This window comes from Mycolicibacterium rutilum, from assembly GCF_900108565.1.
GTDB lineage: Bacteria > Actinomycetota > Actinomycetes > Mycobacteriales > Mycobacteriaceae > Mycobacterium > Mycobacterium rutilum.
Window position 1 is genome coordinate 5,724,984 of the sequence record NZ_LT629971.1, and the last position, 21,159, is coordinate 5,746,142.

11 protein-coding genes are annotated in these 21,159 nt (G+C 67.7%); 8 read left to right on the top strand and 3 right to left on the bottom strand.

The features are described 5' to 3' along the window. The first annotated feature begins 29 nt into the window (after positions 1–29). Genes BLW81_RS27870 through BLW81_RS27885 form a run of 4 tightly spaced genes read left to right on the top strand, consistent with a single transcriptional unit; the run spans position 30 to position 3,285 of the window. The gene (locus tag BLW81_RS27870; RefSeq protein ID WP_157897859.1) at positions 30–170 is read left to right on the top strand and encodes a hypothetical protein; all 141 of its coding nucleotides are present in this window, start codon (positions 30–32) and stop codon (positions 168–170) included. Further along, the gene (gene galT / locus BLW81_RS27875; protein WP_083410008.1) at positions 167–1,216 is read left to right on the top strand and encodes a galactose-1-phosphate uridylyltransferase; all 1,050 of its coding nucleotides are present in this window, start codon (positions 167–169) and stop codon (positions 1,214–1,216) included. The genes BLW81_RS27870 and galT overlap by 4 nt, the downstream gene beginning before the upstream one ends. Continuing rightward, entirely contained in the window at positions 1,213–2,340 is a 1,128-nt protein-coding gene (locus BLW81_RS27880) for a galactokinase (RefSeq protein ID WP_235632116.1), read from the top strand. The genes galT and BLW81_RS27880 overlap by 4 nt, the downstream gene beginning before the upstream one ends. 21 nt (positions 2,341–2,361) lie before the next feature. Beyond that, a complete protein-coding gene (locus BLW81_RS27885) occupies positions 2,362–3,285 on the top strand; it encodes an aldose 1-epimerase family protein (protein WP_083410009.1) in 924 nt (307 codons plus the stop codon). Here the strand turns inward: BLW81_RS27885 and BLW81_RS27890 are convergent. Beyond that, a complete protein-coding gene (locus tag BLW81_RS27890; RefSeq protein ID WP_083410010.1) occupies positions 3,282–4,121 on the bottom strand; it encodes an SDR family oxidoreductase in 840 nt (279 codons plus the stop codon). The genes BLW81_RS27885 and BLW81_RS27890 overlap by 4 nt on opposite strands. 106 nt (positions 4,122–4,227) lie before the next feature. Here BLW81_RS27890 and BLW81_RS27895 point away from each other — a divergent pair, with 106 nt between their 5' ends. The 3 genes from BLW81_RS27895 (at position 4,228) to nei2 (ending at position 10,271) form a co-directional block, all read left to right on the top strand. Further along, positions 4,228–4,878, top strand: coding sequence for a TetR/AcrR family transcriptional regulator (locus BLW81_RS27895; RefSeq protein WP_083410011.1), 651 nt, complete (start codon positions 4,228–4,230; stop codon positions 4,876–4,878). A 95-nt stretch (positions 4,879–4,973) separates the two neighbouring features. Continuing rightward, entirely contained in the window at positions 4,974–9,509 is a 4,536-nt protein-coding gene (locus BLW81_RS27900; protein ID WP_083410012.1) for an ATP-dependent helicase, read from the top strand. A 3-nt stretch (positions 9,510–9,512) separates the two neighbouring features. Further along, complete coding sequence (nei2, locus tag BLW81_RS27905; RefSeq protein ID WP_083410013.1) at positions 9,513–10,271, top strand: endonuclease VIII Nei2; 759 nt, start codon at positions 9,513–9,515, stop codon at positions 10,269–10,271. Between the two features lie 15 nt (positions 10,272–10,286). Here the strand turns inward: nei2 and BLW81_RS27910 are convergent, their stop codons facing one another. Together BLW81_RS27910 and BLW81_RS27915 are read right to left on the bottom strand one after the other, a co-directional pair. Next, a complete protein-coding gene (locus BLW81_RS27910) occupies positions 10,287–11,402 on the bottom strand; it encodes a fatty acid desaturase family protein (protein WP_083410014.1) in 1,116 nt (371 codons plus the stop codon). Between the two features lie 17 nt (positions 11,403–11,419). Then, positions 11,420–12,484 (bottom strand): ferredoxin reductase, encoded by a 1,065-nt coding sequence (locus BLW81_RS27915; protein WP_083410015.1) that lies wholly within the window; start codon positions 12,482–12,484, stop codon positions 11,420–11,422. 611 nt (positions 12,485–13,095) lie between these two features. Between BLW81_RS27915 and BLW81_RS27920 the strand changes: the two genes are divergently transcribed. Continuing rightward, positions 13,096–21,129 (top strand): cadherin-like domain-containing protein, encoded by an 8,034-nt coding sequence (locus tag BLW81_RS27920; RefSeq protein ID WP_157897860.1) that lies wholly within the window; start codon positions 13,096–13,098, stop codon positions 21,127–21,129. Positions 21,130–21,159 lie beyond the last annotated feature (30 nt).

Sequence of the window (21,159 nt, forward strand, 5' to 3'; positions counted from 1 at the left end):
ATCGATTCGCGCACGATATCGTCACGTTCATGCGCAACTCGGCGCCGTACGGCTGGCCGCCCGCCGACGAGGTGCTGCCGGATCTGGGTCTGACCCGGGAGCAACTCCTACAGCGCTACCAGCAGATCCTCACCTCCGAGGCGCCAGACCGCGCGATGCCGGCCCCGTGACCGTCACGAGCGCGCCGACGCGCTGGACCCTCGCCGACGGGCGGGAGCTGTTGCTCTTCGACCTGCCCGGCCACCGCAGCGTGCCGGTTCCCGACCGGCGCTCGCTGCCCGAGCGGCGAGACACTCAGTCGGAGTTGCGGTTCGATCGCACCACCGGCGAGTGGGTCATCATCGCGGCCTTGCGCCAGGACCGCACCTACAAGCCGCCGCCCGACCAGTGCCCGCTGTGCCCGGGGCCCACGGGATTGACCAGCGAGATCCCCGCCCCGGACTACGACGTCGCGGTCTTCGAGAACCGCTTCGCCAGTCTGTCCGGCGCCGACGGCCGCTGCGAGGTCGTCTGCTTCTCCAGCGATCACACTGGGTCCTTCGCCGACCTCGACCATCCGCAGGCCCGGCTGGTCGTCGAGGCCTGGCGGCACCGCACCCGTGACCTGTTGGCCCGCACCGGAATCGAGCAAGTATTCTGCTTCGAGAACCGCGGCGAGGAGATCGGCGTGACACTCACGCATCCGCACGGCCAGATCTACGGCTACCCCTACCTCACGCCGCACACCGAGGCGACACTACGACAGGCCGATGCGCACCGCGCCACCCACGGCACCAACCTCTTCGCCGACATCCTCGACCACGAAGCGTCCTCCGGCGCCCGGATCATCACCCGCGCCGAGCATTTCACCGCTTTCGTGCCATACGCCGCGCGTTGGCCGGTGGAGGTGCACATCTACCCGAACCGGCCGGTGCGCAACCTGCTCGACCTCGACGGCGCCGAACTGGACGGGTTCACCGACATCTACCGGACGACCCTGCAACTGCTGGACCGCCTCTACCCCGAGCCGCTGCCCTACATGGCGGCACTGCACCAGTACACCGACACCGACGCCCAGCGCGAGGGACGGTTCCACGCGCAGATCATCTCGACGCGCCGGACCGCCACCAAACTCAAGTACCTGGCGAGTTCGGAATCCGTCATGGGGGCGTTCATCAACGACGTCACCCCGGAATCGCTCGCCGAGACGCTACGCACGCTCGGGGAGGCACGATGACGATGTCCGGAAGCGCCAATGTCGTCCGGTTCGCCGCGCCGGGCCGGGTCAACCTGATCGGCGAACACACCGACTACAACGCCGGTTTCGCGCTGCCGATCGCGCTGCCCGAGCGCACGGCGGTGGCGTTCCAACCCGCCGACACCGACGAGATGGTGGTGTGCAGCGACCGCGCGGACGCCCCGGTCCGATTCCCCCTCGACACGAAGCCCTGCGCAGTCACCGGGTGGGCGGCGTACGTGGCGGGAATCGTCTGGGCGCTGCAGCACGCGGGCCATCCGGTGCCGGGCGGCACGATGTCGATCTCCGGCGGTGTGGCGATGGGCTCCGGGCTGGCGTCGTCGGCCGCCCTGGCGTGCGCGGCGCTCGGCGCCCTGCTGTGCGCCACCGGGCGTCAGATCGACCGCATCGAGCAGGCCCGCATCGCGTGCCGGGCCGAGAACGAATACGTCGGCGCGCCAACGGGGCTGATGGACCAGCTGGCGATCCTGTTCGCCGAGTCGCGACGGGCGCAGCTGATCGACTTCGATCACCTCACCACCCGCTCGGTCGCCTTCGATCCGGACGCTCACGGCGTGGCGCTGCTGCTGATCAACTCGCAGTCGGCCCACCAGCACGCCGCTGGCGAGTACGCCGCCCGCCGCGCGTCGTGTGAGAGGGCGGCCGCCGCGCTGGGCGTGTCTTCGCTCCGCGACGTGCAGGGCCGCGGCGTCGCGGCGTTGCGGGCGGTGTCGGACCCCGAGGATCTCCGCCGGGCGCGGCACGTCATCACGGAGAACCGGCGCGTGCTGGACACCGTTGCGGCCCTTGATGAACGCGACTTCGACGAGGTGGGCCGGCTGCTGAACGCATCGCATGCGTCGATGCGCGACGACTTCGAGATCACCACCGCGCACATCGACCTGATCGCCGAGACGGCCGTGGGTGCCGGCGCACTGGGCGCGCGGATGACGGGCGGCGGCTTCGGCGGCTGCGTGATCGCGTTGGTCCTCGCCGACGAGGTGCAGGCCGTCGAGGCCGCGGTGCGCGAACAGCTGCACAAGACGGGATATCCAGAGCCGGCCATCGCGCACATCCGGGCCGGCGTCGGCCCCGGCCGGCGTCGCGGCCCGGGCCTTCGGTAGCCCGGGGTTGATGGCGTCGACGTGAGCGACTATGACCTGTTCCTGCCGTCGCAAGGGCGGCCGGTTCGCGCGACGGTCTCCGCGATCGGCGCCGCGCTGCGACACCTGTCCGTAAATGGCGTCGCGCTCACCCCCGGCTTCGACCGGGGCACCCCGGCACCGTTCTACTGCGGAAAAGTGTTGGTGCCGTGGCCGAACCGGGTCCGGGACGGGCGGTGGCAGTACGACGGACGCACGCTCCAGCTCGACATCACCGATCCCGAGTGCCACACCGCGCTGCACGGCCTGCTGTGCGCCGGCGAGTACCGACCCGTCGCCCGGTCGCGTTCGTCGATCACCCTCGCCGCGCCGATTCGCCACCCGAACGGCTACCCGTTCGACCTCGACACCGCGGTCCGCTACGAGCTGACCGCCAACGGTCTGGTGACCACTCACACCGTCCGCAACACCGGATCATCCTGCGCGCCGGTGGCATTCGGTGCCCATCCGTTCCTGTCCATCGGCGATGTGCCCGCGGATGAGCTGACGGTGACCGTGGTTGGCCACCACCACATCGACGTCGACGACCAGCTCGTGCCGGTGGGCACGACGGCCGTCGACGGCACCGAATGGGACCTGCGCACCGGACGCCCGGTCGCCGACCTCAAGCTCGACGACTGCTGGGCCGTCACCGGCGAGACCGGCAGGGGCAGCACCCACACCCTGCGCTCCCCCGACGGGCGCTGCCTCTCGCTGTGGGCCGACCGGAACTTCGGCTTCCTCCACGTGTTCATCACGCGCGAATTCCCCAGCGGCGGTGGCCACATCACCGCGATCGCGCTCGAACCGATGACCGCGCAGGCCGACGCCCTCAACAGCGGCGTCGGGCTGCGCTGGCTACCGCCCGGCGGCTCGCTCGCCGCGTCGTGGGCGCTCCGCTACGAAGAGGCCGTACCCGTCGGCTAGAGAATCGGCCGCCCGCCGGTCACCGCGATCCGGGCACCGGTCACGTAGCTCGCCTCGTCGGAGGCCAACATCACGTACACCGGCGCGAGCTCGACCGGTTGGCCCGCGCGGCCCAACGGGGTGTTCTCACCGAACTGCTTGACCTTCTCCGGCGGCATCGTGGCCGGGATCAGCGGCGTCCAGATCGGCCCGGGGGCAACACTGTTGGCGCGAATCCCCTTCTCGCCCAGCATCTGGGCGAGGCTGGCCGAGAAGTTGGCGATCGCGGCCTTGGTCGCCGCGTACGGCGCCAGCGTCGGGCTCGGCATGTCGGAGTTCACCGATGAACTCCCGATGATCGACGCGCCCGACTGCATGTGCGGCAGCGCCGCCTTCACCAGATAGAAGTAGTGGCCGATGTTGAGGCGGAACGTGTAATCCCACTCCTCGTCGGAGATCTCGTCGAGCGTCTGATGGGTCATCTGATATGCGGCGTTGATGACCAGCACGTCGATGCCGCCGAACTCCTCGACCGCCTTGTCGACGACGGACCGGCACTGCGCCGGGTCGGCCAGGTCACCCGGAACCAGCACACATTTGCGTCCGGCCTCTTCGACGTACTTCTGCACCTCTTTGGCGTCGTCGTGCTCGTTGAGATAGGCGACGAGGACGTCGGCGCCCTCGCGGGCGTAGGCGATCGCCACCGCGCGGCCGATGCCGCTGTCGCCGCCGGTGATCACCGCGCGCTTACCGGTCAACCGTCCCGACCCGCGGTAGCTCGTCTCACCGCAGTCGGGTACCGGGTCCATCTCGCTCTGCACGCCGGGCGGGGACTGCTGCTGCTCTGGGAAGCTCATCGGGGACCTTTCGTCTGCGTTCGATTCACGTCTCGATCCGGGTTACCCGGGTCGCGCCCGAATACGCCACCGGCGTTGTTTGACATGTGTTCACTACGATGGGGAGATGGCCGAACCCCGACGCCGGCTCTCCCCGGAGGACCGCCGCAGCGAACTGCTCGCGCTCGGCGCCGAGGTGTTCGGTCAGCGGCCCTACGACGAGGTCCGCATCGACGAGATCGCCGAACGCGCCGGGGTGTCCCGGGCGCTGATGTATCACTACTTCCCGGACAAGCGGGCGTTCTTCGCCGCGGTCGTCCGCGCCGAGGGCGAGCGGCTCTTCGAGGCCACCAACACCCCACCCGAACCGGGGCAGAGCCTGTTCGACCAGGTGCGTGCCGGCGTGCTGGCGTACCTGCGTTACGACGAGGAGTTTCCGCACGGCGCGTGGGCGGCGTACGTCGGGATGGGCCGTTCCGATCCGGTGCTGCGCGGCATCGACGACACCGACAACGACCGGCAGGCCGAGCGCATCCTCGGCCGGATCGACGCCGCGGTCGGCGACCAGCTGGACTCGAAGGTCGAACGCAACCTGCGGATCACCGTCTACGCCTGGCTGGCCTACACCTTCGAGGTGTGTCGCCAGCGGCTGCTCGACCCGTCGCTCGACGCCGACCAGCTCGCCGAATCGTGCGCTCACGCGCTGCTCGATGCGGTCGGCCGGGTGCCCGGCATCCCCGCCGCGCTCCGCGACGCCGTCTCCGCCGACCGCCGCTGACCAGTGATTTCGGTGCACTTCCGATCGCTTGGGCGATAGGTAGTGCACTCGAATCGCAACGGGGATGTCGGTGGCGGGGTGCACCATGGAGGTCGATGAGCAGCTCTTCCCTCGACCGGTTCAGCGAACTGACCCGGGAGTGGTTCGCCGGCACGTTCGCCGAACCCACGCCCGCCCAGGCCCGCGCCTGGGCGGCGATCGCCGATGGCGACAACACGCTGGTCATCGCGCCGACCGGATCCGGTAAGACGCTCGCGGCGTTCCTGTGGGCGATCGACCGGCTGGCCTCAGCCGAGCCGCGACCCGCCACGGCGGGCACCAAGGTGCTCTACGTCTCCCCGCTCAAGGCGCTCGCCGTCGACGTCGAACGCAACCTGCGCACGCCGCTGACCGGCATCGCCCGCGTCGCCGAACGGCGCGGCATGCCCGCACCGGCCGTCCGCGTCGGGGTGCGGTCCGGCGACACCTCGCCTGCCCAGCGCCGTGAGCTGATCACCCGGCCGCCCGACATCCTGATCACCACGCCCGAGTCACTGTTCCTGATGCTGACGTCGGCGGCGCGCGAAACGCTCGCCGACGTCGAGACGGTGATCGTCGACGAGGTGCACGCCGTCGCCGGGACCAAACGCGGCGCGCATCTCGCGTTGTCGCTCGAGCGGCTGGACCAGATCCTGGAGACGCCGGCGCAGCGGATCGGGCTCTCGGCGACCGTCCGCCCACCCGAGGAAGTGGCGCGCTTCCTGTCGGGTCAGGCGCACACCACCATCGTCGCTCCCCCGGCCGCCAAGACGTTCGACCTGTCGGTGCAGGTGCCGGTGCCGGACATGGCGAACCTGGAGAACAACACCATCTGGCCCGACGTCGAGGAACGCATCGTCGACCTGATCGAGGCGCACAACTCGTCGATCGTGTTCGCCAACTCGCGGCGCCTGGCCGAGCGACTGACCTCGCGGCTCAACGAGATTCACGCCGAACGCACCGGGGTGGACCTGGAGACCGGACCCAACACCGGCGTCGCCGGCGGTTCGCCCGCCCACATCATGGGCAGCGGGCAGGCCTCGGGAGCGCCAACCCTGCTGGCCCGCGCGCACCACGGGTCGGTGAGCAAGGAACAGCGCGCGCTCGTCGAGGACGATCTCAAGAGCGGCCGGCTCAAAGCCGTCGTCGCCACGTCGAGCCTGGAGCTGGGCATCGACATGGGCGCGGTCGACCTCGTCATCCAGGTCGAGGCGCCTCCGTCGGTGGCCAGCGGGCTGCAGCGCATCGGCCGGGCCGGCCACCAGGTCGGCGAGATCTCCCAGGGCGTGCTGTTTCCCAAGCACCGCACCGACCTGATCGGCTGCGCGGTCACCGTCAAACGGATGCTCTCCGGTGAGATCGAGACGATGCGGGTGCCGACCAACCCGCTCGACGTGCTGGCTCAGCACACCGTCGCGGCGTGCGCACTGGAACCGCTGGACGCCGACCGCTGGTTCGACGCGGTGCGGCGCAGCGCCCCGTTCGCGACACTGCCCCGCAGCGCGTTCGAGGCGACGCTGGACCTGCTGTCGGGCAAGTACCCGTCGACCGAGTTCGCGGAACTGCGCCCCCGGCTGGTGTACGACCGCGACGCGGGCACGCTGACCGCGCGACCGGGCGCCCAGCGGCTGGCGGTCACCAGCGGCGGCGCCATCCCGGACCGCGGCCTGTTCACCGTGTACCTGGCGACGGAGTCCGAAAAGCCCTCGCGGGTCGGCGAACTCGACGAGGAGATGGTCTACGAGTCCCGTCCCGGCGACGTGATCTCGCTGGGCGCGACGAGCTGGCGGATCACCGAGATCACCCACGACCGGGTGCTGGTGATCCCGGCGCCCGGCCAGCCGGCGCGGCTGCCGTTCTGGCGCGGCGACGGCGTCGGCCGTCCCGCCGAACTCGGCGCGGCGGTCGGCGCGTTCACCGGTGAGCTCGCGCGCCTCGGCAAGGACGAATTCACCGACCGCGCCCAGACCATGGGTTTCGACCAGTTCGCCACCGACAACCTGTGGCAGCTGATCGACGATCAACGCCAGGCCACCGGGGTGGTGCCGTCGGACACCACCCTCGTTGTCGAGCGGTTCCGTGACGAACTCGGCGACTGGCGGGTGATCCTGCACTCCCCCTATGGATTACGGGTGCACGGGCCGCTCGCACTGGCGGTGTCGAGGCGGCTGCGCGAACGCTACGGCATCGAGGAGAAGCCGACCGCCTCCGACGACGGCATCATCGTCCGGCTGCCCGACACCGAAGACGCCGCCCCCGGCGCCGACCTGTTCGTGTTCGACGCCGACGAGATCGAACCGATCGTCACCGCGGAGGTCGGCGGCTCGGCGCTGTTCGCCTCTCGGTTCCGCGAATGCGCCGCGCGCGCACTGCTTTTGCCGCGCCGCCACCCCGGCAAGCGTTCGCCGCTGTGGCATCAGCGCCAGCGCGCCGCGCAACTGCTCGACGTCGCGCGCAAGTATCCCGACTTCCCGATCGTGCTGGAGGCAGTGCGCGAATGCCTGCAGGACGTCTACGACGTTCCCGCGCTGACCGAACTGATGCACCGCGTCGCGCAGCGGCGGCTGCGCCTCGTCGAGGTCGAGACGTCCACCCCGTCACCGTTCGCCGCGTCCCTGCTGTTCGGTTACGTCGGCGCGTTCATGTACGAGGGCGACAGCCCGCTGGCCGAGCGGCGGGCGGCGGCGCTGTCACTGGACAGCGTGCTGCTGGCCGAGCTGCTGGGCCGAGTCGAGTTGCGCGAACTCCTCGACCCGCAGGTGATTTCGAGTACCACGAGCCAGCTGCAGCACTTGGCCGAGGACCGGCGGGCCCGCGACGCCGAGGGCGTCGCCGACCTGTTGCGGCTGCTGGGCCCGCTGACCGAGGACGAGATCGCCGAGCGGTGCACGACGCCGGACGTCGCGGGCTGGCTCGACGGGTTACGGGCCGCCAAGCGGGCACTGACGGTGTCCTACGCGAACCGCACCTGGTGGGTGGCCGTCGAGGACATCGGCATGCTGCGCGACGGGGTCGGCGTCGCAGTCCCAGTGGGTGTGCCGACGGCGTTCACCGAATCCGTCGACGACCCGCTCGGCGAACTCCTGGGCCGCTACGCGCGCACCCGCGGACCGTTCAGCACCCACGACGCGGCCACCCGCTTCGGCCTCGGTCTCCGGGTGACCGGCGACGTGCTGGGCCGAATGGCGGTGGACGGCAAGCTGATCCGCGGCGAGTTCACCGACATCCCGGTCGCGGAGCCGGGCGCCAACGAGCAATGGTGCGACGCCGATGTCCTGAAGATCCTGCGCCGGCGCTCGCTGGCCGCGCTGCGGGCGCAGGTCGAGCCGGTCAGCACCGCCGCCTACGGCCGGTTCCTGCCGGCGTGGCAGCAGGTCGGTGCGGCACACGGCATCGACGGACTCGCATCGGTCATCGATCAGCTTGCAGGCGTGGCCATTCCGGCATCGGCGGTCGAGCCCCTGGTGTTCGGGCAGCGCGTGCGCGACTACCAACCGGCGATGCTCGACGAGCTGCTCGCCTCCGGTGAGGTGACCTGGTCGGGTGCCGGTCCGATCGGCGGCGGCGACGGCTGGATCGCCTTCCACGCCGCCGAGTCCGCGCCATTGACGTTGGGGGCGCCGACGTCGATCGACTTCGCCGAAACGCACCGGACGATCCTGGACACGCTCAGCGGCGGCGGCGCCTACTTCTTCCGCCAGCTCGCCGAGAATCCGACCGACGAACACAAACAGGCGCTGTGGGAACTGATCTGGGGCGGCTGGGTGACCGGTGACACGTTCGCGCCGGTGCGGGCGATGCTGATGGGCAGTCGCGGCGCCGGCCGCCGCGGCGCCCCCGCGCACCGGCAGCGGCAGCGGGCGCCGCGGTTGAGCAGGTACAGCGTCGCGCACGCGCAGACCAGGAACTCCGATCCGACGGTCGCCGGGCGCTGGTCGGCGTTGCCCGTCGCTGAGCCGGAATCGACTGTGCGGGCGCATTTTCAGGCCGAACTACTGCTGAACCGACACGGGGTGCTGACCAAGGGCGCGGCCGGGGCCGAGGGTGTGCCCGGCGGCTTCGCGATGCTGTACAAGGTGCTGACGGCGTTCGAAGATGTGGGCCGGTGCCAGCGCGGCTATTTCGTCGAGTCGCTGGGCGGTGCGCAGTTCGCGGTCGCGTCGACGGTCGACCGGTTGCGCACGTTCTCCGACGAGGTCGACGCGGACCGGCGCAACTACGACGCGGTGGTGCTGGCGGCCGCCGACCCGGCCAACCCGTATGGCGCGGCGCTGCCGTGGCCGTCGCGCAAGGCCGAGAACGACGACGTGACACACCGCCCGGGCCGCAAGGCCGGCGCGCTGGTGGCGCTGGTCGACGGTGAACTGGTGTGGTTCCTCGAACGCGGCGGACGGTCGTTGTTGTCCTTCACCAAGGACCCCGACGCGCATATCGCGGCCGCCGTGGCGTTGGCGGAGTTGGTCGGCGCCGGGCGGGTGGGATCGCTGCTCGTGGAGAAGGTCAATGGGGTCTCGGTGCTGGAGCCGGGCGCCGAAAACGAGCGCGCCGCGGTGCACGACGCGCTGGCGGGTTCCGGTTTCGCCCGAACACCGCGCGGCCTGCGGTTGAGGTGATCTATGCCTGAGGGTGACACCGTCTTCCGAGCTGCCGCCAAACTGCGCGAGGCGCTCGCCGGCAAGGAGCTCACCCGGTGCGATGTGCGGGTGCCGAAGTTCGCGACGGTCGACCTGACGGGCTGCGTCGTCGACGAGGTCCTCAGCCGCGGCAAGCACCTGTTCATCCGCGTCGGGGACGCCAGCATCCACTCGCACCTGAAGATGGAGGGCGCCTGGCTGATCGGCGGGCAGATCCGCCGGGTGCCCGAGCACAAGATCCGGATCCTGTTGGCCACGGCGGACTCTCGCGCCGCCGGCGTGGACCTTGGCGTGTTGGAGATCCTCCAACGCGAACACGACATGGAGGCCGTGGCGCACCTGGGCCCCGATCTGCTCGGCGACGACTGGGAGCCGCGCGTCGCCAAGGACAACCTCGTCGCCGACCCCGACCGTCCGCTGGCCGAGGCGCTCCTCGATCAGCGGGTGATGGCCGGCGTCGGCAACGTCTACGCCAACGAGCTGTGCTTTGTCACCGGGTACCTGCCCACCACGCCGGTCGGGACCGTCCGCGATCCGCTGCGGATGGTGCAGCGGGCTCGGGACATGCTGTGGCTGAACCGGTCCCGCGTCAACCGCACCACCACCGGCGACACCCGCGGCGGCCGTGACCTGTGGGTGTACGGTCGCCGCGGCCGGCCCTGCCGCCGGTGCGGCACACCGATCGAGTCCGACAGCACCGGTGACCGGGTGTCCTACTGGTGCCCGGTCTGCCAGAGGTGAGAGCGGCGCAGCGGCTCAGCCCGGCAGCGCGAGCCGGACGATCTTACGCACCACCGTCGCGAACTGCCGCGGCAGCGACCCCTTGTTGTACGGGATCCCGTAACGGGTGCAGATGTCCTTGACCTCTTCGGAGATCTCGGCGAGCCGGTGTGCGGGAATGTCCGGGAACAGGTGGTGCTCGATCTGGAACGACAGGTTGCCACTCAGGATGTGAAACAGCTTGCCGCCAGTCAGGTTCGCCGAGCCGAGCACCTGCCGGAAATACCACTGCCCGCGGGTCTCGGCCTTCGTCTCCTCGATGGAGAACTCCTGAACGTCGTCAGGGAAATGCCCGCAGAAGATGATCATGTAGGACCACACATTGCGGATCAGGTTCGCGGTCAGGTTGCCGGTGAGCACCCACGGCGCGAACGGCCCGGCGAGCAGCGGGAACGCGACGTAGTCCTTGAGCGTCTGCTGCTTGGTCTTGCGCCAGATCCCTTCGAGGATCTCGCGTTTGTCGGCGATGCTGATCTCGCCGGCCCGGATCCGCTCGGTTTCCAGTTCGTGCAGGGCGACGCCGTACTGGAACAGCACCATCAACAGGAAGGCGTACACCGAGTTGCCGAGGAAGTAGGGCTGCCACCGCTGGTCCTTGCTCATCCGCAGGATGCCGTAACCCACGTCGCGGTCCATGCCGACGATGTTGGTGTAGGTGTGGTGCATGTAGTTGTGCGAGTGGCGCCACTGCTCGCTCGGACAGGCCGTGTCCCACTCGAAGGCCCGGCTCGAGATCGCCGGGTCGCCCATCCAGTCGTACTGGCCGTGCATGACGTTGTGGCCGATCTCCATGTTGTCGAGGATCTTCGACAGCCCGAGCATCGCGGTGCCCGCCAACCAGAACGGCGGGAAGATCCCGCCGAACAGCAGGGCCCGGCCGGCGACCTCGAAGCCACGCTGCGCTTTGATGATCCGGCGGATATAGGTGGCGTCACGCTCGCCCAGATCGGCGATGACGCGCTCCTTCAGCGCGTCGAGTTCGCGACCGAAGGCCTCGGCCTGCTCGGCGGTCAGGGTCACCTTGCGGCCCGCGACGGTCTTCTCGAGGGTGGGCTTTTCGGTGCTCTGCGGTGCTGAAGTCAGGACAGTCATGTCAAACTCCTTCGCTCTCAGAGCGCGAGGTCGACGTCACCGACCGGCACGGACACGCAGATCTGCACGTCCTCCGCATCGGGACCCGACACCGCGCCGGTGGTCAGGTTCTTCACCACGCCGCGGGTCTTGCGGCGCGTACAGCTGTGGCAGATGCCCATACGGCAGCCGCTCTCCGGAGTGAGCCCGGCAGCCTCCGCCTGGTCGAGCAGCGGACGGCCGTCGTCGGTGACGGTGAGGCCGCTGTCGGCGAAGGCGACGATGCCCCCGGATGCCGCCGTCGGCGTGCTGAACGTCGGTGGCACGAAGCTCTCCGACGTGACAGTGGGATGGTGGCGCCGCACCGCGTCAGCGAGTTCCGGTGGGCCGCAGACATAGACGGGCGTGTCGGCGTCCAGTCCGGGCATCGCCGCGGCGAGGTGCGCGGGATTGAACCGGCCGTCGAGGTCCGAGCCTGCCGTCGACCGCGTGTAGCCGTGCAGCACCTGCACACCGGACATCGTGGCGAGTTCGTCGCGGTAACAGGCGTCCTCCACGCAGCGGGCGTAGTGGATGAAGGCGACCTCGCCGTCGAAGCGCTCGGCTCGCAGAGTGCGCAGCATCGACATCACCGGGGTGATGCCGGAGCCGCCGGAGACGAACACGATGCGCCGTGGCCGGTCGGCGGGCAGGACGAACTCTCCGCCGACGTTGTCCAGCCCGACGGTCATGCCGGGATGGGCGTGGTCGTACAGGTAGTTCGACACCAGGCCGCCGTCGTGCCGTCCCACGGTGAGCTCGAGGATCCGGGTGCCCTCGGCATTGGCGGGCGAGTACGGGCGGACGCGGCGGCGGCCGTCGATCTCGACGGCGAGGTTGATGTGCTGGCCGGCCCGGAAGCCGGCGAAGGCGCGATTGGGTAGGAGGCCGAGCGTGACGCTGCGCGGCGTCTGGCGCCGTACGGCGACGATCTCGGCGCGTGCTTCGCCCTGCGTCCACGTCGGGTCGATGAGCTCGGTGTAACGGTCCACCCCGTGCGGACCGGTCAGCAGGTCGACCAGCGGGGACCGTAGCACCCGGCGAGTCAACGTTTCAGTGAACATATGTACACCGTGCGCCGCGTCAGACCGTTCGTCAATGCATAAATCACCGTTTGTGGTGGGCTTCACATCAGTGAACGGTTGTATCGGTTTCTTCACACCGGCGCCTACCGCCGCCCATGACTGACCCCCGGCTTGGTTTGCCAGCGCCGCTCAGGAGCATTGCGGTTGCAAGGAACCGCTAGCGGGCTCAGTGAGCGGCCGATGGATGGTGGCAAAGCGGGCGCCGCTGTCGGCGCGCGGCACATAACGGCAGCGCCGGTTTCCTCTGGTCGCGGGCCTGAGCAGCGGCGGCGCAGCTAGTCCGACAGTTCATGCCCGGGCGGCGGACTCACGGAAGGCGTCCGGATATGGACACGGAAGCAAATATATGCTCTACTAATTAACGAGATCGTAAAATTTGCTGGCTCGTTCCTTGAGCAACAACGATACGAGTGTACCGGGAATAGCCGCCAGCTGAGTGCAGAACCGCCCCGGGGGCGTCGAGCGGTGGGAGAGACACCTTGACCCGTGTGACTGGACCTCGTCCCGACCGCACCGTGGCGCGTCACCGAAAGAGCAAGACCCTCCCCCAGGCGACATATCCGGCCTTCACACTCGGTGCGGACGGCCGCGTGCCGGGAGTGTTCGAGCCCGCCACCGCGACGAACTACTCGCGATACGTCGGACGGGTCGGTGCGCTGGCCGTGGCGCTCGGCATCGGTGCCGTGGTGAGCACCGGCCACGGGCTGGGGGTCGCGCACGCCGAGACCGACACCACGTCCGACAACGCGACGTCGCCAGACAATGCGTCCACGACCGCCGAGTCGACGGACCCGACCGACCCGACCGACCCGCCGGCGCCGGCGTCGTCACAGCCGAGCGGCTCGACCACCACGACCTCCGGGGCTGACGAGCCCACCGACAACGACACCGGCGGCATGCAGGTCGGCAGCTCCGGCGGACTGAACAACTCGACCAACGATGCCGGACAGGCCACCGATCAGACCGACACGGCGGAAACTTCGTCGCCGACAACCGAACCGGAACCTGAGACCACGCCACCGACGGACCCGGTCGCCGGCGCCGGAGTGCCGGAGACGCCCCCGACCCCACCGGCACCGTCGGCAACGGACCCAACGAACCCAACGGAAGCCGCGGACACCGTCGCGCCCCCACCGCGACGGGCCGACAACGAATCGCCGTCGACCGAATCCGATTCACCGGCAGACGAACTGGCGTCGACGATCACGACCGTCGACACGACCTCGATCACCGTCGAGTCGGCAGCCGACCTGGACAACCCGCTGGTCGATTCGTCCGCGCACCGGCATGCCACCTCCAGCGCCGCGCCCACCAGGGTGGTCAACCCCCTGCAGGCTGTCCTGGCGGCCCCGAAAGCCATCGTCGACCTGGCGCACAACTTCGTCGCGAGCCTGCTGGCGCCGATCTTCAGCCACGGCCCCTCCGCCCCCGCCCAGCCGCCACTGCTGTGGGCGATTCTCGACTTCGTCCGCCGCGAGGTGCAGCGCACGTTCTTCAACCGCACTCCCATCGTGGTGCCGCAGGAGATCACCCTCGTCCTGCCACCCGGCGAAGAGAGCGGGCCGATCACTTTCCATGTGCACGACTTCGACGGCGACGGACTGAAGTACTACGTGCCGACCCAGGGTGTACCCGGTGGCCCGTCGCACGGATCGGTGACGGTGGACCAGGCGACCGGCACCTTCACCTACACCCCCGATGAGGGCTTCACAGGTGTCGACGAGTTCCGCCTGACCGCCAGCGATGGCCACACCCGTCCCCACCTGCACGGGCTTCTCGGGTTCCTCCGCCCGAACTGGGGCCACACCGACTCCGCGTTGATCCGGATCAATGTGGTTGCCGCGGCCCAACCGCCGACGGCGGCCAACGACTCCTACATCACCGATCAGGGCGGTCCCATCACCGGGAACGTCCTGGCGAACGACGTCGACCCCAACGGCGGAAACCTGGTCACGACCGTCGTTCGAGGACCTCAGCACGGGCGCCTGATGTTGGCGACCGACGGTTCGTTCAGCTACGAGCCCGACCCCGACTATCACGGTGCGGACGAGTTCGTCTACACGGCCTTCAACGGCGAGCACAGCAGCACCGCCCTGGTGACGATCACCATCAACCCGGTCAACCGCGCACCGGTCGGCGTCGATGACGCCTACACCACAGCCGAGGACACGGCCGTCAGCGGGAACGTGCTGACCAACGACAGCGACCCCGACGGCGACAGTTTCAGCGCAGTGCTCGACACACCGGCGAGCCACGGCGACGTCCAGCTCAACGCTGACGGCTCGTTCACCTACACGCCACATGCGAATTACTCTGGCAGAGACGAGTTTTCATACGTCGCCTCGGACGGGAACGCGACGGGCGCGCCGACGGTGGTAACGATCACGGTGACGGCGGTTCAAGACGCGCCGGTAGCGACCCCCGACGCGTACACCATCAACGAGGACTCCAAGCTCACCGGCAACGTCCTGTTCAACGACACCGACGCTGATGGCGACGCCCTCTCCGCCACACTGGGTTCCGGTCCCGCCAACGGCACGCTGCACCTGAATGCGGACGGGTCGTTCTCGTACACCCCGAACCCTGACTTCAGCGGGTCGGACTCGTTCTCCTACACCGTCTCTGACGGTAACGGCAACAGCGCCACCGGCACAGTGTCGATCACCGTCACCCCGGTCAACGACGCACCTGTCGCCGCCAACCACACCTTCGAGACGGCCGAGGACGGCACGCTCAACGGCGACGTCCTGCCCGGCGCCACCGATGCTGACGGCAACTCGCTGAGCGCAGCGGTGTTCTCCGAACCCACCCACGGCACGCTGCAGCTGAACGCGGACGGCACCTTCACCTACACGCCGGCGGCGAACTTCTACGGCACCGACAGCTTCAGTTACACCCTGTCGGATGGACAGGCCAGCAGCGCGCCCGCGCTCGTCGTCATCTCGGTCACCCCGGTCAACGATGCCCCTGTCGCCCACGACGACGCGTACTCCATCGTCGAAGACAGCATCCTTACCGGCAATGTCTTGTCCAATGACGTTGACATCGACCGTGATTCGCTGACCGCCTCGCTGGTTTCCGGTCCGGCCAGCGGCACCCTGGTCCTCAATCCGGACGGCACGTTCACCTACACGCCGGTTCCGAACTACTCGGGAACCGTCTCGTTCACCTACGAAGCCTCCGACGGCTCGACCACCCGCAGCACCGGGGTCGTCACCATCACCGTGACCGCGGTCAACGATGCGCCGGTCGCCGGGGAAGATTTCTTCACAACCCCCGAGGACACTGCCTACACGGGCAACGTCCTGAACAACGACAGCGATGCGGAAGGCGACAAGCTGACCGTCAGCCTGGTCGACCAACCCGCCCACGGCACTGTGACGTTGGCCGAAGACGGCACCTTCACCTATACCCCTGCACCGAACTTCAGTGGCCTGGACCACTTCACCTACACCACGTTCGACGGAACGACCACCACCGCACCCACGATCGTTCTCATCTCGGTGACACCGGTGAACGACCCGCCCACCGCCAACCCCGACTCTTACACGATCAACGAGGACAGCGTCCTGGCCGGCAATGTGTTGTCCAACGACGCGGACCCGGACAAGAACAACCTCACCGCGCACCTGGTGGACGGCCCGGACAACGGCACCCTGACGCTCAATTCCGACGGCACCTTCACCTACACGCCGAACACCGGGTACAACGGTACGGATTCGTTCACCTACACCGCTTCCGACGGCTCCCTCTCCAGCGGAGAGGCTACGGTGACCATCACCATCAGGCCTGTCAACCACGCGCCGGTCGCGGTAAACGACGCGTTCACCACCGACGAGGACACGGCCGCGACCGGCAATGTCCTACTCAACGACACCGATTCCGACGGTGATCCCCGTACCGCGCAACTGGTTTCAGGACCGGCGAACGGCATACTGACCCTCAACGCCGACGGAACCTTCACCTACACCCCGAACGCGAACTTCCACGGTACGGACTCGTTCACCTACAAGGCATCCGACACCTTCGCGACGAGCAACACCGCCACCGTCACGATCACGGTGAACCCGGTCAATGACCTTCCGGTCGCCGGCGGCGACTCCTACACCATCGGCGAAGACACCGTGCTGACCGGCAACGTGCGCACGAATGACACTGACGCGGACGGTGATCCGCTCACGGTTGAACTGCTCTCCAACCCCGCGAGCGGCACGCTCACTCTCAGCGAAGACGGGTCTTTCACGTATACGCCGACGCGCGATTTCCACGGCATAGATTCGTTCACCTACACCGTCTCCGACGGCAAGGGCGGCACGGCGGTCGGCACCGTTTCGATCACTATCAACCCGGCCAACGATGCGCCGGTGGCCGACAACGGCACGGTCACCGTCGACGAGGACAGCAGCTATACCGGTGCGCTTCCCGTTTCTGACGTCGACAGCGACGACGTCACCACCAGCGTGGTGGTCGGACCAGCCCACGGCGAGCTTGTCCTGCACGATGACGGCACCTACACCTACACCCCCGACGCCGACTTCAACGGCACCGACTCGTTCACCTACCGCGCCACCGACGGCGATGGCGCGATCAGCACGGTCGCCACGATCAGCATCACGGTCGACCCCGTCAACGATGCCCCGGTTGCCGGCGACGGCGCCTTCGCCACCGATGAGGACACGCCGCACAGCGGTTCGGTCCCCGCGAGCGACATCGACGCCGGCGACACCGTCACGACGATCGTTGTCGACGAGCCATTGCATGGCACTGTGGAGCTCAACACCGACGGCACCTACACCTACACACCAGACGAAAACTGGCACGGCACCGACTCATTCACTTACCGCGCCACCGACTCTGGCGGAGCCAGCACGGTGGGCATGATCACCATCACCGTCAACTCCGTCAACGACGCACCCGTCACCACCGACACCTCAGTCACCATCGACGAAGACCACGACGGCTACAGCGGAACCATCCCGGTCTCCGACGTCGATGCCGGCGACACCTACACCGTCGTCGTCGACCGAGACGTCGCCAACGGCACCCTGGTCCTCAACACCGACGGCACCTACACCTACACCCCGACCGAAAACTTCAACGGCGACGACAGCTTCACCTACACCGTCACCGACAGCCACGGCGACACCACCAGCGGCACCGTCTCGATCACCGTCAACGCCGTCAACGACGCACCCGTCACCACCGACACCTCAGTCACCATCGACGAAGACCACGACGGCTACAGCGGAACCATCCCGGTCTCCGACGTCGACGCCGGCGACACCTACACCGTCGTCGTCGACCGAGACGTCGCCAACGGCACCCTGGTCCTCAACACCGACGGCACCTACACCTACACCCCGACCGAAAACTTCAACGGCGACGACAGTTTCACCTACACCGTCACCGACAGCCACGGCGACACCACCAGCGGCACCGTCTCGATCACCGTCAACGCCGTCAACGACGCACCCGTCGCCGACGACCACACCTTCACCATCGACGAGGACATGCACCTCGAAGGCAGCGTCCCCGTGACCGACGTGGACGACGATCCGACGGTGACACTGGTCAGCGGGCCCGCACACGGCACTCTGACCCTCAATCCCGACGGCACCTTCACCTACACGCCGAACGCCAACTACAACGGCACCGACAGCTTCACCTACACCGCCTCCGACGACAGTGTGACAACTGAAGTGGCGACCATCACGATCGAGATCAATCCGGTCGACGACGCGCCGATCGCCATGAACGACGGCTTCACCACTGACGAGGACAGCACGCTCGACGGCAATGTCGCCCTGAACGACAAGGAGTTCGACGGTCAGACCGTCACGACGACGCTCATCACCGGGCCGGCGAACGGCACGCTGACACTCAACCCCGACGGCAGCTTCACCTACACCCCCAATGCCAACTTCAGTGGCACCGACAGCTTCACGTACCGGACGTCAGACGGCACGCTGACCAGCAACACAGCCCTGGTCACCATCGCCGTGATCGCGGTCAACGACGCCCCGGTGGCGAATGACGACGCGTTCACCACCAACGAGGACACCCAGCTTTCCGGCAACGTTCTCGTCAACGACACCGATCCTGACCGCAATTCGCTTGGAGCAGTGTTGGTTTCCGGGCCGAGCCACGGCACCCTGACCCTCAACGCCGACGGCACGTTCACCTACACCCCGAACGCGAACTACAGCGGCACCGACAGCTTCACCTACACCGCCGGTGACGGCAGCCTCAGCGACGAAGCGGTCGTGACCATCTCCGTCACGGCGGTCAACGACACGCCGGTCGCCGTCAACGACAACTACACCGTCGACGAGGACACCCCACTGACCGGCAATGTCATCGGCAACGACGTTGACGCCGACAACGACACCCTGACCGCCGTGGTCGTCTCCGGGCCGGCACACGGCACGCTCAACCTCAATCCCGACGGCACCTTCACCTACACCCCGACCGCGAACTACAGCGGCACCGACAGCTTCACCTACACCGTCACCGACCCGAGCACCGCCACCAGCAACATCGCCACGGTCAGCATCACCGTCAACGCGGTCAACGATCCCCCGGTGGCCAACAACGACTCGTACACCACCAACGAGAACACGCCGCTGACGGGCAACGTCGTGAACAACGACACCGATGCCGACGGCAACACCGTGACCGCCGTGCTGGCCGGCGGCCCGTCGCACGGCACGGTGACGCTCAACGCGGACGGTTCCTTCACGTACACGCCGACGGCGAACTACAGCGGCACCGACAGCTTCACCTACACCGCCAGCGACGGTCAGGGCGGCACCGCAACCGGCACCGTCAACATCACCATCAACGCGGTCAACAACGCCCCGGTGGCCAGCAACGATTCGTTCACCACCAACGAGGACACCCCGGCGACGGGCAACGTCCTGACCAACGACACCGACGCGGACGGCGATTCGCTTGAGGCGGTTCTGGTTTCCGGGCCCGACCACGGCACGCTGACCCTCAACGCCGACGGCAGCTTCACCTACACCCCGAACGCGAACTACCACGGCACGGACAAGTTCTACTACCGCGCTGACGACGGCACGGCCACCAGCGCCACCAAGGTCGTCACGATCACCATCGAGCCGGTCAACGACCCGCCAGTGGCCAACAACGACTCGTTCACCGTCAACGAGGACACCACCTACAACGGCAATGTGTTGAGCAACGACACCGATGTCGACGGCGATTCCGTCACCGTCACAGTGGGTTCGGGACCCAGCCACGGCAACCTCACCCTCAACGCCAACGGCACGTTCACCTACACCCCGAGCGCTGACTACAACGGTCCGGACAGCTTCACCTACACCGCCTCAGATGACAAGGGCGGCACTGCAACCGGCACCGTCACGATCACGGTCACCCCGGTCAACGACGCCCCGGTGGCCAACAACGACACCTTCAGCGGCGACGAGGACACCCAGGTGACGGGCAACGTCCTGACCAACGACACCGACCCCGACGGCAAAGCGACGATCCAGTCGGCGTCCGTGGTCACCGGACCCGCCAACGGCACGTTGACCTTCAACCCGCAGACCGGTGCCTTCACCTACACGCCGAACGCGAATTACCACGGCACCGACAGCTTCACCTACACCATCAGCGACGGCGCCGTGACGAGTGACACTGCGACAGTGACGATCACGATCAACGCGGTCAACGATGCTCCGGTCGCCAACAATGACACCGTCAGCACCAAAGAGGACACCGCGGTGAACGGGAACGTGCTGACCAACGACACCGATGTCGACGGCAACCCGCTCACCGCTCACCTTGTCAACGGACCGAGCAACGGGGTTGTGACGTTGAATCCCAACGGGACGTTCACCTACACGCCGGCGGCCAACCACAACGGCCCCGACAGCTTCACTTACAACGTCACCGACGGCCAGGGCGGTACCAGCAACACCGCGACGGTCACCATCGCCGTCACCGCCGTCAATGACCCTGTCCAAGCTGTGAACGACGTGATCACGGGCGCCGAGGATGGCGGCGCCATCACCGGCAATGTGCTCACCAACGACAACGCCGCCAACGTCGACGTCGGCGAGACGCTAACCGTCGTCCCGGCGACCGGCACCACCGCCAACGGAGGCACCTGGACTGTCAATGCCTCCGGCCAGTACTCCTATACTCCCAAAGCCGATTTCAATGGCACTGATACCTTCAACTACACGGTGAGCGACGGCACCTCCACTTCGACGGGCACCGTCACCATCAACGTCACGCCCGTCAACGACAGGCCTGTCGTTAGCAGTCCTACGCTCACCTACAGGGCTTCAGGGCTACTCGGCGGCGGACATGCGTCCGGAAACCTGCTATCGAACATCCACGATGTCGACAGTGACGACGTCGTACGGATACGGATCACTTCGCAGCCGGTAGCAGTCCAGAACGGTGTGGTCAATCTCAACTTGCTGAGTTCCTTCACGGTCGACGAGAACACCGGTGTGTTCGAGACTCGGACCCTGCTGACTCTGGCGGGATTCAAAGTCGAATTCAAGTACGTCGCGTACGACCAGCATGGAGCTGAAAGCGATGAGGTCACTGTCACCGTCAACGTTCCTTCCTCGCTCGTGTTGTTGTAATCGCTAGTTAGCAGCTTGGTGAACGGTTGT